Origin of the sequence: Mesobacillus stamsii (assembly GCF_030814065.1) — a bacterium.
Classification (GTDB): Bacteria; Bacillota; Bacilli; order Bacillales; family Cytobacillaceae; genus Mesobacillus; species Mesobacillus stamsii.
The window spans coordinates 1-14,447 of record NZ_JAUSUN010000011.1 but is presented as its reverse complement, the minus strand read 5'-3'; the positions used below and the strand labels follow the sequence as shown (position 1 = coordinate 14,447).

Annotated in this window: 11 protein-coding genes and 1 rRNA gene; 8 read left to right on the top strand and 4 right to left on the bottom strand. The window is 42.6% G+C overall.

Annotated features, from left to right (window positions below; all coding sequences use genetic code 11):
* Positions 1 to 11: 11 nt before the first annotated feature.
* The 3 genes from J2S25_RS10510 to J2S25_RS10500 all read right to left on the bottom strand — a co-directional run bounded on the left by J2S25_RS10510 (position 12) and on the right by J2S25_RS10500 (position 7,478).
* A complete protein-coding gene (locus J2S25_RS10510; RefSeq protein WP_044394072.1) occupies positions 12 to 1,094 on the bottom strand; it encodes an FUSC family protein in 1,083 nt (360 codons plus the stop codon).
* A gap of 275 nt (positions 1,095 to 1,369) precedes the next feature.
* A complete protein-coding gene (locus J2S25_RS10505) occupies positions 1,370 to 5,839 on the bottom strand; it encodes a glutamate synthase-related protein (protein ID WP_044394070.1) in 4,470 nt (1,489 codons plus the stop codon).
* Between the two features lie 346 nt (positions 5,840 to 6,185).
* Positions 6,186 to 7,478, bottom strand: coding sequence for a glutamate-1-semialdehyde 2,1-aminomutase (locus J2S25_RS10500; RefSeq protein WP_044394068.1), 1,293 nt, complete (start codon positions 7,476 to 7,478; stop codon positions 6,186 to 6,188).
* 136 nt (positions 7,479 to 7,614) lie between these two features.
* Here J2S25_RS10500 and J2S25_RS10495 point away from each other — a divergent pair, with 136 nt between their 5' ends.
* The 6 genes from J2S25_RS10495 (at position 7,615) to perR (ending at position 11,861) form a co-directional block, all read left to right on the top strand.
* Positions 7,615 to 8,022: a potassium channel family protein gene (locus J2S25_RS10495; RefSeq protein ID WP_044394066.1), complete on the top strand. Its 408-nt coding sequence runs from the start codon at positions 7,615 to 7,617 to the stop codon at positions 8,020 to 8,022.
* A 114-nt stretch (positions 8,023 to 8,136) separates the two neighbouring features.
* On the top strand, positions 8,137 to 8,604 hold the full coding sequence (gene bcp, locus J2S25_RS10490; RefSeq protein ID WP_044394064.1) for a thioredoxin-dependent thiol peroxidase: 468 nt from the start codon (positions 8,137 to 8,139) through the stop codon (positions 8,602 to 8,604).
* Between the two features lie 115 nt (positions 8,605 to 8,719).
* The gene (locus J2S25_RS10485; protein WP_044394062.1) at positions 8,720 to 9,586 is read left to right on the top strand and encodes a TetR/AcrR family transcriptional regulator; all 867 of its coding nucleotides are present in this window, start codon (positions 8,720 to 8,722) and stop codon (positions 9,584 to 9,586) included.
* 239 nt (positions 9,587 to 9,825) lie between these two features.
* Positions 9,826 to 10,770: a D-2-hydroxyacid dehydrogenase gene (locus tag J2S25_RS10480; RefSeq protein ID WP_044394061.1), complete on the top strand. Its 945-nt coding sequence runs from the start codon at positions 9,826 to 9,828 to the stop codon at positions 10,768 to 10,770.
* A 2-nt stretch (positions 10,771 to 10,772) separates the two neighbouring features.
* Positions 10,773 to 11,324, top strand: a complete 552-nt coding sequence (locus J2S25_RS10475; RefSeq protein ID WP_044394059.1) for a cob(I)yrinic acid a,c-diamide adenosyltransferase — start codon at positions 10,773 to 10,775, stop codon at positions 11,322 to 11,324.
* 93 nt (positions 11,325 to 11,417) lie between these two features.
* Positions 11,418 to 11,861 carry a peroxide-responsive transcriptional repressor PerR gene (gene perR / locus J2S25_RS10470; protein WP_044394058.1) on the top strand — a complete coding sequence of 148 codons (444 nt, stop codon included), beginning with the start codon at positions 11,418 to 11,420 and terminating at the stop codon, positions 11,859 to 11,861.
* Between the two features lie 847 nt (positions 11,862 to 12,708).
* Here perR and J2S25_RS10465 read toward each other — a convergent pair.
* Positions 12,709 to 13,056: a YgzB family protein gene (locus J2S25_RS10465; RefSeq protein ID WP_044396728.1), complete on the bottom strand. Its 348-nt coding sequence runs from the start codon at positions 13,054 to 13,056 to the stop codon at positions 12,709 to 12,711.
* Between the two features lie 158 nt (positions 13,057 to 13,214).
* On the opposite strand from J2S25_RS10465, the gene J2S25_RS10460 reads away from it, so the two are divergent.
* Both J2S25_RS10460 and J2S25_RS10455 read left to right on the top strand, forming a co-directional pair.
* Positions 13,215 to 14,090 (top strand): nucleotidyltransferase-like protein, encoded by an 876-nt coding sequence (locus J2S25_RS10460; RefSeq protein WP_044396726.1) that lies wholly within the window; start codon positions 13,215 to 13,217, stop codon positions 14,088 to 14,090.
* A 299-nt stretch (positions 14,091 to 14,389) separates the two neighbouring features.
* Positions 14,390 to 14,447 (top strand): 16S ribosomal RNA (locus J2S25_RS10455); the annotation flags it as partial.

The following is a 14,447-nucleotide window of genomic DNA, read 5'->3' as shown; positions in this document are numbered from 1 at the left end:
CTCAGCTGCTTTTAAATTTCTGTATTTTGTTCGATCGTGACCTTGCCATCGTCTTTATGGTAAGACTGGAAGCTGGTCACAAGTTTATCGAGGTGTTCCACCTGCTCGCCATATTCCATGATGATCGAGACTAATTGCATGACGTGGTACTGCAACTGGCTGTTTGTCTGGTCCAGCCCATGTTTTTGCGTCAGAAACAATTCAAATAGCTGTTTTTTATTCAGGCATACATCCCCTGAGATATAGGTCGGTTCAGGGCGGACTTTGCCGACATACTTGAGCATTACTTGTTCATGATGATTGATCAGGCAGTCCAGCTGATGCTGGATGACTTCCTGGAATTCTTCTGGAAGCTGATTGAATTCATTCTCATATCGATGAAGTCTCTTCAGTGTTTCCAATGACTTTTTTACCGCACTGATCATCTGTCTATAAATGACGAGCTTACGGGATTTAGCGAGTTTATTGTTTTTAAAATAATCCCGTTCTTCTTTGTACATCATGTACAGCTGATCAAGCTTGATAATGCCTTCACGAAGTGTCTCAATATCTACCTTAAGCAGCTGATGCTCGGAGGCGTGACGGGTGCTCAATCTGATCCATTTCGTAATTTCTTCTGATAAAATAGAACTCTTATAATAAAGTTTGTTTTCATACTTTGGGGGCAGGAAAACAAGATTGACGATGAACGCCGATACAACCCCAAGCATGATAGTTGAAAAACGGATTATGGCAAACTGGATGAAATTATCGCCAGGAGTTTCCATAATCGCAATTAAGGTTACTAGGGAAAGGGCGATCGTCTTTTCTAAATTCAGCTTAAGGTTTATCGTAATCACCAATACAGCTGCAAGACCGATAATGAAAATGCTGTTGCCAAAAGCCATGACGAACAACACTGCGATGGCTGCACCGATCAGATTGCCCTGAATATGTTCAATAATCGATTGATAAGAGCGATATACAGTTGGCTGCAGGGCAAAGATTGCCGCAATTCCGGCAAATACTGGTGACGGCAGATGAAAAAGATTCGATAAAAATAATGCAAGCGTAATGGCAATTCCCGTTTTCAAGATGCGGGCACCAAGTTTCATTGGGTAAATTCCTTTCATAAGAGATAAAAAAACTATCTCATTCGTTAACTAAAAAAAGTGAAATTATTACTACTTTAAACCAATTCATTTAAAACTAAACAATTATGTACTATACAACGGATCCGGAAGAAGTTCAAGCGACAATTCACCAAAAAGCAAACCTTTTTTAAATGAAAGTGTTTACAGTTGGTTTTTTCATCTGTTTTTCCGAAGTGAGTACCAATTGATACGAAAACTGGCCCCGTTTCTGCAACGGGGCCAGTTTCAATTTGCTATTATTCTGTCGATACAGCTGGATCTGCCTGTTCTTTGACAGGAAGGACCTGGACAAAATGATCTTCTGGTTGTTCCATTATTAATGCGAGAGCTTTCGCTTCGTTTTCCTGGCCATGGCGTACCAGCATTTCCATGTAGGCAGTAAGCATTTCCGTTACATCTTGGATACCTTTTGCGGAAAGTGATTCGATTGAAACCTTGGCACCTTTTGCTATCCGGCGGGTGAGGGCTGCTTTTGTTAAGCCCATTTCTGGCTGGTGTCTCAGGTAGACGACACCGCCGGTCATCCCTGCGCAAATCCATGGTCCCGGATCGCCGAGAACAAGTCCGCGGCCATTGGTCATATACTCAAACGCAAACCCTTTGATATTGGCGCTTGTTCCGATGTTGCCGAATTCTTTTTCAGGGATTGGTTTTTTCACAAGTCCGCCGATAATCATATCTGCACCAGATAAACGGATACCGGCACGTGCATCGGCATTACCCTGAGCGATGAGCAATCCTTTCTGTGCTCCGTAGCCGAATCCTTTACCGACTGAACCATTGTAGTAACCGCCATCCTTGCCAGGGGATTTTGCGATTGAAATCGCACCGCCAAAGGAAGTCTTGCCGACTCCGTCCTGACCGCCGCCGTCAATTTCGATGTTGATTCCTTCTGTGTTATAAGCGCCAAGTCCGTTTCCAAGAATAGAACCTTTGTAACGGAGTGTGACTGGCTGCAGCTTGCGATAGGAGCCATCCAGTCTGCCGCGGACACGGTGGCAGGAAACCCTGCTGGCCAACACTCGCTGTTCGGCAGTGACTGCCTGGAATTCGCGTGACTGATGAAGCTCCTCATCAATGGCATCAAGATACTCAGCTCCGGCAGCGACTTGAAGCTGTGCCGATGCCATTGCCGCAGCAGCTTCTTTGTGGTGCATAATCTGTTTAATTTCAAGCGGCTTCAGCAGGTAGGACAAATCAAGCAAGTCTTCTCCTTTAATCTGTTCGAGCAAGTCGGAGCGTCCAACCGCATCCTGCAGATTCTTAATTCCGGCCGATGCAGCTAGCGCCTTCAATTCGTTTCCGAATGCAGTGAACAAATTCATGATGCCCTGGACTGCAAGATCGAATTGTCGCGGTACGAAACGGCGCAATCCATGTTCCTTCGCCTGTGCTTCCGTGTCAATTTGCGTTGCAATTCCAACATGGCATGTATCCAGGTGGCAGCCGCGGCAAGTTGTACAGCCGATGGCAAGCATCGATAATGTGCCGAAGCCTACGCGGTTTGCACCTAGTAGCATGTACTTGATCACATCCTGGGCACTCTTCACACCACCGTCAGCCCAGATTTCGACTTTGTCGCGCAATCCTGCTTCAAGCAAAGCGTTGTGTGCAGCCTTAATGCCGATTTCTGCAGGCAAGCCGACGAATTGCAGTGCGTGTATGCGGGCAGCGCCTGTACCACCGTCAAAACCACTCAAGGTGATAATATCAGCACCTGCTTTGGCGATTCCGACAGCAATTGTACCGATATTCGGAACGACTGGGACCTTAACGGCAACACGTGCCTGATCATTGGCTGTTTTGAGCTCATGGATCATTTGCGCAAGATCTTCAATGGAATAAATATCATGGTTGTTAGATGGTGAAATCAAATCGGAACCTATGGTTGCATTCCTTGCTTCTGCAATTTTTGCCGTAACCTTTGAACCAGGAAGGTGTCCACCTTCGCCAGGCTTCGCTCCCTGACCAATCTTGATCTCAAGCAGATTGGAGGAGTTCAACAGCTCAGCATTCACTCCGAAACGTCCGGAAGCAATCTGCTGGCCACGCGTACGTGGATACTTGCCTAGCATATCCTTGATTTCACCGCCCTCCCCATTCATGCTGACCATATTCAAACGGTCAGCGCCTTCAGCGTATGCACGGAAGGCGATTTCGTTTTGCGAACCGAATGACATAGATGCGATGACAAACGGAAGGCTGTGGTCCCCTACACCGATGTCAACTTCTTCTGGTGAAACTTTTCCGTCTCCCTTTTTCAATCCAGTTAAATGACGGATCGTCGTCGGGTTACTAACTTCCTGTTCGGCAATTTTGTCGCGGTAGACATTGTAGTCACCGGTAGCAGCAACCTCACTAATTGCTTTCCAGATACGAGGAAAGAGGTGGAACGTCTTACCGATTCGTTCTTTTTCGTTTTGAAAATCCTTCGCTCTTATCCATGCATCTTCTTTCATGGCGTGGAAATTGTATGCAAGTTCATTGGAACCAAAGAAGTTTACAATCACTAAATAATCTGCTATCTCATCATTCAGGCCAATAGCTGAGAAGAGACGTCCGTATCCGCGCAATTCATGGATACCGATCGTGGAAATCACCTTTTCCAGACCCTTCGTCAGGGCGCTGTACAGATTCACAAGCGGTGTGATGGACTCATCAAGCACAGTCATAAACATATAATATGGACTGACTGCGTCTGCGCCGAGTCCGAGTGCAACAATAATATCATGCAGCGATCTTAAGGAAGCGGAACGAACCAGGAGAGAGCAGTCGCGTCGCAACCCTGCTTTTACAAGAGCCTGATCGATCGCCGAAACGACCAGATGCGGATCGAGCCAGAGCGCATTCTCCTGATGGGCCATTGCATCGTCAAGAACTAGCAATGTTTTGCCATCCTTCACAGCAGCAATTGCCTCATTAGCTAATCTCTCAAGCCCATCCTTCACCGTTTCGTCATTATGGAAAACTGTTTCCAGGTAGGCCGCTAGCCTGTCATCCTGATAGCATTGGATAACCTGATCCATACTTGGCTGGCCTGTTTGCAACGATGCCTCATAGCCAGCTTTGCCTTCAATGAGAAGAGGGGTATGCAGTTCGATGACCTTTCCTGTTTCCGTTTTTGCAAAAAGCGAAGGGCGCTTGCCGAGTACCGTCCGCGTAGAAAAATGTTCTGCCTCGCGGTCACGGTCTATTGCTGGATTTGTTACAACAGCGACACTTTCTTTGATAAAATCAGCAATATTTTTTCGTTCCGGATTCATGGCAGCGAGTGGAGCGTCATGCCCAAGAGAGCGGATTGGCTCTGCTCCTTTTTCAGCCATCTGTTCGACGAGCTGGATGTGATCACGCTCCCAACCAAACGCTTTGTATTGGCCGTTATGAATTTTTTCTGGGTAGGTCATGGTTATCGTTTTGGCAAACTTTGAACCATCTAGGCGATGGCGTGCTTCCTGGAAAGCAAGGCGCTCTGAAAAACGCTGAAAGACCGCACTCTGAAATTGCTCCATTTCATAAACTTCGATTTTGTCCCCGTTCCATTTCAGGCCGACCTTTTCTCCTGGTGCAAGTGGCTTAGGATCATTGGTATACTCCGATGATGAAATGATTCCCGGCTCTGACGAGAACAGGTAGGAGCTTTCCGTTTCAACCATCCACAGCGGGCGAAGTCCAAGTGCGTCTACACTGAAAACTGCTTCATCGGCAAATCGTGAAATGATGCCGGCAGGTCCTTGGGCGAAATGTCCCCATGCTTCGCGGATATAAGTATATAAGTCTTGCAGATGTTCAGGATAAGCTTTCATTTCATTAATGATTGGCGGGAACATCATGTCCATTGCTTCAAACAAAGAGAATCCATCACGGCAGATGAATGTTTCTATAGTACGGCTTAAATCCTGTGAATCACTTCCGTCTTTGACAAGTGGGACATTAACCATTCGCGCTTCGTCGCGCAGTCTTGCAATTGTATTGATTTCTCCATTATGACCAAGGACGCTAAATGGCTGTACACGAAAAAAACTGGATAAAGTGTTCGTAGAATAACGGTTGTGCCCAAGAGTCATCGTGGATGCTACATGTGGGCTTGCCAGGTCATGATAGTATTTCGGCAAAATGTCCCCTGCGCCCATTACTTTGTATACAGCATGATACTGGCTGAGAGAAGCGACATGCACTTGGTCGTTTTCCTCGAAATCTATGATCATCTGAAACAATTTTTTTGAAAGCTCCTGTCCGGTGACATCAGCTGAACATGCAAACTGCCAAAAAACAGGATTTTCCTGGATGGCAATCGGGCCAAGCGCTTCAGGATTGGTTACTTCAATTGATGAAAAGAGCGGCTTTATGTTTTGGTTTTCCAGCTTTGCAATAAGGTTAGTTACGATTGCTTCTGCCTGATCCGTTCTCGTGATGAAAACATGTCCAACCACAAAGTTTTCGTTGTCGACAACGCTTGCGTCTGTACCAGAATCAATGAGCTTTTTTTTCCAGAGCGCCCGCGGAATGTCGATGTGCACACCGACTCCATCCCCTTCACCATTTATAAAGCCTGCACGATGGTTCATGGTGACAAGTCCATCAATACAGTTAAAAATATTTTCGCGCGTAGGCAGCTTTCTTTTTTCAATGCTGGCTACAATTCCGCATGCATCGTGTTCGAATCTTGAGAAATCTTTAAATTGGGAAGGATTCCATTGTGTTGTCATAAAAGTCGGCTTATAAAGTTTCCCTTAAAGCCGGTTCACCTCCTGAAAAATAATCTATGATTTGGCGTTTAATCGCTTCGTACATGAGGGTAAAAACTCTTTTGACGGGAAGGCAAAGTAAGGAATGAAAAGCGGCCATTTAAATGGCGAATTTATCGAATATTAATAGCAACTATAACATAAGAATTTTCAGATATCAATTATTTATACATTGTTTTGGATGAAGAAATATTTTTTGATAGAAAGCGATGATGAATAAAGGGATAGTATTGTAAACGTTTTCATTGTGGGAACCTAAAAAAACAGACATCGGATGAATGTCTGTTTTTTATAAAATATTGTATATTTATTCATTTACCATTGAATAAAATGCCTGATCAACTGCATTCAGGGTCGCTTCGATATCTTCCTGTGTATGAGCAATTGTAACGAACCACGCCTCATATTTGGAAGGGGCTAGATTGATTCCCTGCTGAAGCATAAGGTTGAAAAAACGCGCAAACATTTCACCGTCTGTGTTCTCTGCCTGCTCATAGTTTTCAATCTTTTCAGTAGTGAAGTAGATGGTAAGCGCTCCTTTCAGACGATTGATCGAGATGGAAATGCCATGCTTGTTTGCAGCGGAAGTGATTCCTTCCTCGAGCATCGCTCCAAGCTGATCAAGGTACTCGTACACCCCATCCTGCTTCAAAACTTCAAGGCAGGCAATTCCGGCAAGGATGGAAGCAGGGTTGCCAGCCATTGTACCAGCCTGGTATGCAGGACCAAGCGGAGCGACTTTCTCCATAACTTCAGACCGGCCGCCGTAAGCGCCAATCGGCAGGCCACCACCAATAATTTTGCCCATCGCGGTTAAGTCTGGCGTGATCCCCAATAAGTCCTGCGCTCCTCCGTACTGAAAGCGAAAAGCAGTGATCACCTCATCAAAAATAATCAGCGCTCCTGCCTGGTGTGTAAGCTCCTTCACTGCCTCAAGAAAGCCTGGTTTAGGCTCGACAATTCCAAAATTACCGACAATTGGCTCGACTAAAACGGCCGCTATCTGGTCTCCCCATTTTTTTAGAGCTTCCTTGAAAGGTTCAATATTATTGAATGGCACCGTAATTACTTCCTGGGCAATGCTTTTCGGCACACCAGCCGAATCAGGGGTACCAAGAGTGGATGGCCCTGAGCCAGCTGCAACAAGTACCAGATCTGAATGGCCATGGTAGCAGCCAGCAAACTTGATGATTTTATCCCGACCTGTATAAGCGCGGGCGACGCGAATTGTCGTCATGACTGCTTCTGTCCCTGAATTCACAAAACGAACTTTATCAAGTGCAGGCATTGCTTCCTTCAGCATTTTCGCAAATTTCACTTCATGTGGCGTTGGCGTACCATATAATACGCCGGTTTCGGCCGCTTTTTTAATTGCCGCGGTGATATGCGGATGGGCATGTCCAGTGATGATCGGGCCGTATGCTGCCAAAAAATCAATGTATTGATTGCCGTCAACATCCCAGAAATAAGCACCTTGGGCACGCTCCATCACCACAGGTGCGCCGCCGACTGCCTTGTAGGATCGCGAGGGACTATTTACGCCACCCACGATATGTTCCAGTGCTTCATTATGTATTCGCTCAGAATTTGTTCTTTGCATCATTAATCCTCCTAAATATAACTGCTTCCTTATTTTATCATGAATTTTAGTTATTACCACGTGTGTACTTGCTGTCATACTCCAATTTTCACCAGCGTATAGTGAAGAGAAGAGAGGAAGGGAATGAGGCGTGAAGATGCAATTTTACTTTTCCGTTTTCTTGATTGTTTTAGCGATATTTTTGAGTTTGCGTACATTATTCATTCCTCAAAAGCTTAAAGGCAAGCATGTCTCGTTCGAGAATTTTTTCACATTTGCCCTGATTTATGCAACGGTGATGGCTGGATTTGGATTACTGTATTATTTGCTTGATTTGAAGGGAATTTGGGTACTATCTGATGAGAGCATGCGTCCGAGCACTTCATCGTATGAAAGGATGTCTACGAGTATGTACTTCAGTGCGATCACCCTGTTTTCGGTAGGATATGGTGATATTGCGCCAGTAGGAGTCGGCCGAGCGATTGCTGTTTTTGAAGCACTAGTCGGTTATACAATCCCTGCAGCGTTTGTGACGAGAGCGATGTTAGACCAAAATCGTTCCTGAAGTGTCCTTGATTTGTATTCCAATCCGAAATTAGATAGTCTAATGATAGTAGATCCATTTGTTTGGATTTGTAGAGAAGTCGATAAAATAACGGAACCGATTGGAGGGAGAAAAATGAATTTGGAAATAGGAGAAAAGGCACCCGAATTTGAATTGTTATCTAACAAGAACGAATTAATTAAGTTATCAGATTTTGTAGGGAAGACAGTGTTGCTTTATTTCTATCCTAAAGATATGACGCCAGGGTGTACAACTCAGGCCTGTGATTTTCGAGATAATTACTCACAGTTTCTAGACCTTAATTGTGTTATTTTAGGAGTGAGTCCGGACTCACAAACAAAACATGAAAAGTTCATAGAGAAATATCATTTACCTTTTCAATTATTAGTCGACGAAAACCATAGGGTTGCGGAAGAATATGGAGTATGGAAATGGAAGAAGAATTTTGGAAAAGAATATATGGGAATAGAAAGATCAACATTTGTTATTGATAAAGAAGGTTATTTAGTTAAGGAATGGAGGAAGGTGAAAGTAAAGGACCATGTAAAAGAAGCGCTCGAATTCATTAAAAAAAACCTTTAAAACTCTAAGGCAGCCAAAAATGGCTGTCTTTTTTGCTGTTTTGCTAGTAGGTATAAGGTATAATTATTACTATGACCAGTCAGTCAATTGATATTGTGTATCGGAGGTGATGAAGATGAAGGAAAAAGAAAAAGCAATCATCGAAGCAGCGATTAAGCTATATGCGACGAAAGGGTTCACCGCAACCTCCATTCAAGAAATTGTCACGGAAAGCGGAATATCCAAAGGTGCTTTTTATCTATATTTCAAATCGAAAGAAGCTTTATTGATCGCAATTCTCGAATATTATTTTGATTATATCCAAAAAAAGCTTGAGGTGTTTGATAGTTATGTTCTACCTCCAAGGGAAAAGTTTTCACTAAAGTTGACCGCTTTATTCCATGCGATGCTCGAGCATAAGGAATTCATTATCATGCAATCAAGAGAACAGGCTATTCCCTTGAATAAAGAGGTAAAAGAATTGATGATCCGCAAATATTACGAAGCACAAATGTTTTATCAAGACAGCCTGCGGGCAATTTATGGAAAAAAAGCCGAACCGCATCTATGGGATATGGCACTTATGCTCGAGGGTGTCATTAATTCTTATATAAAACTGCTTCTATTCAATCCCGATGGATTCAAGATTGATGAATTAGTTGGATACATTCTTAGAAGAGTGGATTCATTGGTTGATGGATTGCAGGGAGAGGAGCCGCTGGCAACAAAAGAAAAAGTCGATGAACTGATAAAAAAGACAAAGGCATATTTCCTAACTGAAGGCCAGGACATTAAAAAGATGATCAATGAAATGAAAAACACAGTTGCTGATCTTCAGAATAGAGAAGACTTATTAATCACGCTCGATGTACTCGAGAGGGAGATTGATATGGAACTGCCCCGAATCCCGGTAATTCAGGGAATGCTGTCCAATCTGAAGGACGAACCTTCGCTTGATTTATATCGGGAAACAATCGCGAGCAAATATAACATAAAGGGGTAAACCCACTGCCTATTTTTACCGAAACAGGCTACTGTCCATTCATTCCAGCAGGAAGTGAATATCATTGTATTAGGGCATACCTCCTCAAAACTTTTAGCGGACTTAATCGGTCCGCCTTTTTTATGAGAAAAACAGAATTTAAAGCCCGGAAATTACGTCGGATTTCTTTTTTAGTTGTTAAATTAAAAGAAAATTAATACAATTAATAGTACGACAATAGAACGAAGGGTTTGGTAAAAATGAATATTTACTCCTCGATTCTTCCAGCTGAGTCGCTGCAGGAAGAAGTGAAAAGGGAATTTCCTCAAGTGAATTTTGAATTCCATAAAGGGATAAAAGATGATTTATTTCTGGATGCAGAAGTTTTCCTTACTTATGGGGAAGATGTAACGGAAGAAATGATCGACAAAACAGATAAACTCAAATGGATTATGGTCATGTCAGCGGGTCTGGATAAACTGCCGTTTGAAGCGTGTAAAAACCACGGAATTCTGGTTACGAATGTGCGAGGAATCCACAAAATCCCGATGGCTGAGTTTGCCATCGGAATGATGCTGCAGCATGTCAAACAGATGAAGACGTTATCGTCAAACGAACGAAACAAAACTTGGGAACGTAAATTGCCAATGGGAGAATTGTACGGTAAGACATTGCTCATTCTAGGAATAGGTGCGATCGGCGGAGAAGTTGCCCGCTTGGCAAAAGCATTTAATATGCAAACGATTGGTGTCAACCGGAGCGGCCGTCAAGCTGAATGGGCCGACGAAATGTATACAATGGAAACCTTCAGGCAAGCATTGCCAAAAGCAGATTTCATCGTTTCAGTATTGCCAAGTACACAAGAAACGAAGCATTTCCTCGACTTGAACGATTTTGAATTAATGAAAGATTCCTCTGCATTTATTAATATTGGCCGTGGTGATTTGGTACAAGATGAGGTGTTGTTGGCCGCGCTTCAGGAAAAAAAGATCGCTCATGCTTATCTGGATGTTTTCTATGAAGAACCATTAATGGAAAGTCATCCATTCTGGACGATGGAAAATGTTACCGTTACGCCACATATTTCAAGTATAACCAAAAATTATTTGCCAAGGTCGTTTGAAATTTTCAAGCAAAACCTTCATACATATGTATGGAAAGCCAATGATTTTATCAATGTCATTGACCTGGATAGGGGGTACTAGGAATGAAAATCTATACAAAGACAGGGGACAAAGGAACAACTTCGCTGATTTACGGAACAAGAGTATCAAAAAGTGATAAACGCGTTGAAGCTTATGGTACATGTGATGAAGCGAATTCAATGATTGGATTGGCACTCAGTTATCTGAATGGAGAATTTTTCAACGGAAAAGAAGAAATGCAAAAAACTTTCCATAAGATCCAGACCGGTTTGTTCCATGTCGGAGCTGAACTGGCCACCCCTCCTGGTAAAGAAGTAAAATGGGTGCTTGAAGCAAAGGATATAGACGAATTGGAGAAGAAAATCGATGATTGGGATGCGGCTCTCCCGCAATTGACGAACTTTATTCTGCCTGGGGGCCACCAGGCAGGTGCTGCGCTTCATGTCGCAAGGACAGTTGCTAGAAGAGCGGAACGCCAGGCTGTGGAACTGGGAGATGAGATTAACCCGCTTGTCCTGTCCTATTTAAATCGCCTTTCAGACTTCTTATTTGTTGCCGCCAGATATGTGAATATGAATCTGGGAGCACAAGAACAAACCTTGCATCAAGAGTAAGCTGTAGTAATATTGACAAAAGCAGATAAATATTAGTACACTATTTATAAGTATTATAAAATAAGAATGATAATCTAAAAAGAAATGAGGTGCATGGCGGTGGTACAGAGTCAGTTAAAAGAAGCCCTTGATACCTTGAAGGATACAGGAGTCCGTATTACTCCGCAACGTCATGCGATACTCGAATATTTAATAAACTCCATGTCGCACCCTACAGCTGATGAAATCTATAAAGCGCTAGAAGGTAAATTCCCTAATATGAGTGTAGCGACGGTTTATAACAATTTGAGAGTATTCCGTGAAGTTGGATTGGTCAAAGAACTGACATATGGGGATGCCTCCAGTCGTTTTGACTTTGTAACATCTCAACATTATCATGTGATCTGTGACCGATGCGGAAAAATCGTCGACTTCCATTACCCAGGCCTTGACGAAGTGGAACATTTAGCTTCCCATGTAACAGGTTTTAATGTTGGGCACCACAGAATGGAGATTTACGGCATTTGTCCGGAGTGTTCCGCTAAAGAAAATCATTAAAACTTAAAGCTGATGGCGGTTGCTATCAGCTTTTTCATAATATCAGAATTTATATGCTTAACCTTTTTTGTAATTGCAGGAAAATCGAGACATGGAGCCAAATATTCTTAAACGAATCTTTTTTGTTGATAGACACGAAGGTGAAAAACGTCTCGAGGAGTTAGCGGCAAACGGCTTGCCTAAGCGTTGGGCTATGTGCTAATGCTGGACAAATTTATTTTGACAGGTTTGAAGGTGTAGAGAGGAAGTAGTCAAGAAAGCCCGGTTATCTTGACAGATTCTATGTTCTTAACAAAAAACCGATCCTGTGAGGGTTTGGGGTGAAATTATTTATTTGGATAGTGATAGGCTCGGTTGCGATCGGAATAGGTTTGAGCGAAGCGAGGAGGAGGCTCGCCAGTTGCACCACGGAAAGCGAGTGTCTGGAGTGGAAATCGATTATCAGCCAAACCAAAAAGGACCGGGCGGCTTTTGCCCGGTTTTTCTTTATTTCTTTGAGAATGGTTCAGCTCCAGCTTAGGAATAAAATCCATGTATTTTCATTCGAAATGAATGTTTTTATATAATAAAAACGGATGAATATTAAGAATTATAGCTGAAAAATTTTCATCAGACAGGCTCCTCAATCCTCGATTCGCTTATCTATGTGCCGCTCCTACAAATTCGAAACTTCTACTCCGCCTGGCAAGGCTGTGGAGTTGAGAGCTATGTCCGCCTAATGAAGTCCAAAATGACTTATTCAGGCGGACATCCGAGCCCAGGTAAGCTAGCAATGATGTTCATCAGGATAGTGGCGTTAGATGGTAGTCGTTGTCTGCGTTTAGCTAATCAGGGAGACCTGCGCCGCCTACCTATTCTTTCGATTGTACTGTTCATCGAATTCCTTGCCTTCGAGCGAAGCATCTAAAGTTAACGGTTCGTTGCAATACATGCAAATATCCACTCTGCCAAGCATTTTCGTTTGTTTTCCACAATTAGGACAAACTACTTGCACAGTCTTTGTCGATAACAATCCGATCCAAAAATAAACTACTGTGCTGGCAATAATAAATAGCAATCCCAAAATCATGAAAATACTCATAACCAAAAATGAACTGCGAAAGAAAATCCCGGCATACATCACAATGAAGCCAATGAAAATTAGGCTTAATGCAAAGGTGCGGATTTTATTTATTTTACTAGAGTACTTACCCATTTGAAATTTCCCTCCCTAAAATCTAACTATATCATACTTTTTTTGCCGAATAATCATAAAAAGTCCACCACTGTATTCGAAAATTGGCTAGATGAAATGCAGGAGATTTGATATCATTGTCGAACATATATGCTAACAAACCAATGGAGGAGTTTATTATGGAGGATATCCTTCGTTCAATTTATCAAGAACGGGCAAGCCATCCAAACACGATAGGAGTGGTTGCGGTGGAGAAACGGCACAAAGCGCTCGCTGCAACCGATACATTTGATGTCATTCTGCTGATTATAGTTAAAGAAAATATGGACCCTGTTTTTGTTAAACATTATTCCTATCAAGACAAAAAAGCAGCGATGCATATTGTTACCGAAAAGCAGATCCATGAATGGCTCCTAACTGGCAACAATAAAAAGATCTTTGATTGGCTTTACAATGGGAAGATCGTTTTTGACCGAAATGAAAAAATTGCTGAGTTGAAACATGAACTGAAAGAATTCCCGTTTATGGGTCGTAAAATTAAAATAGGGATTGAATTTGCCAAACTGATTAGAAGGTACTCAGATGGCAAGATGCTATTTGATAACCTTAATTATTTGGATGCCTATAATTATGTTGTTCATTCCTTGCATCACCTTGCGAGGCTTGCGGTCATAGAGAATGGGTTTCATCCCGAAGTGACCGTCTGGCATCAAGTGAAGCAGATTGAGCCAGAAATCTATAAATTATATGAAGAGTTGATATGCAGTGAAGAAACAATAGAAAAAAGATTGGAGCTCCTGTTCCTCGCTAGCGAATTCCTGATTCATAAACGGACAAAAATTGGTAGCCAGCATTTGGTCGAAGTGATGGAAGGAGCAGATTATTGGGCGTTCAGTGATCTAATGTCCCATCCGGAACTTTTGCCTTATTCGGTGGACCTAGGAATTCTTGTAGAATATTTAATTGAAAAAAAAATACTCGAAGTTGTCAACGTTGAAACAAAAGGGCAAAGTATTTATCACAGATATTATAAGGTTGCTGAAAAGTTATCCTAAAAAAACGAAAAACCTATTGACCAATCGAAAAATACTTGGTATATTAATAACCGTCGCTGCTGAGCACAGTGAAAATGTTTTTGCGGCAGACGGTTAATTACAAAAAACTTTTTTTGAAATGGCATTGACAGAAAAAATGTCAGATGGTATATTAGTAAAGTCGCTTCACGGTGATAAGCTAACTAACTTGTTCTTTGAAAACTAAACAAACAAGCGTCAACAAACAATATTTATAGTGACTTCTATTATATAGAGGATCACTAGCCAACGTTTTAACTTATGAGCTAAACTCATACTCTTTTTTGGAGAGTTTGATCCTGGCTCAGGACGAACGCTGGCGGCGTGCCTAATACATGC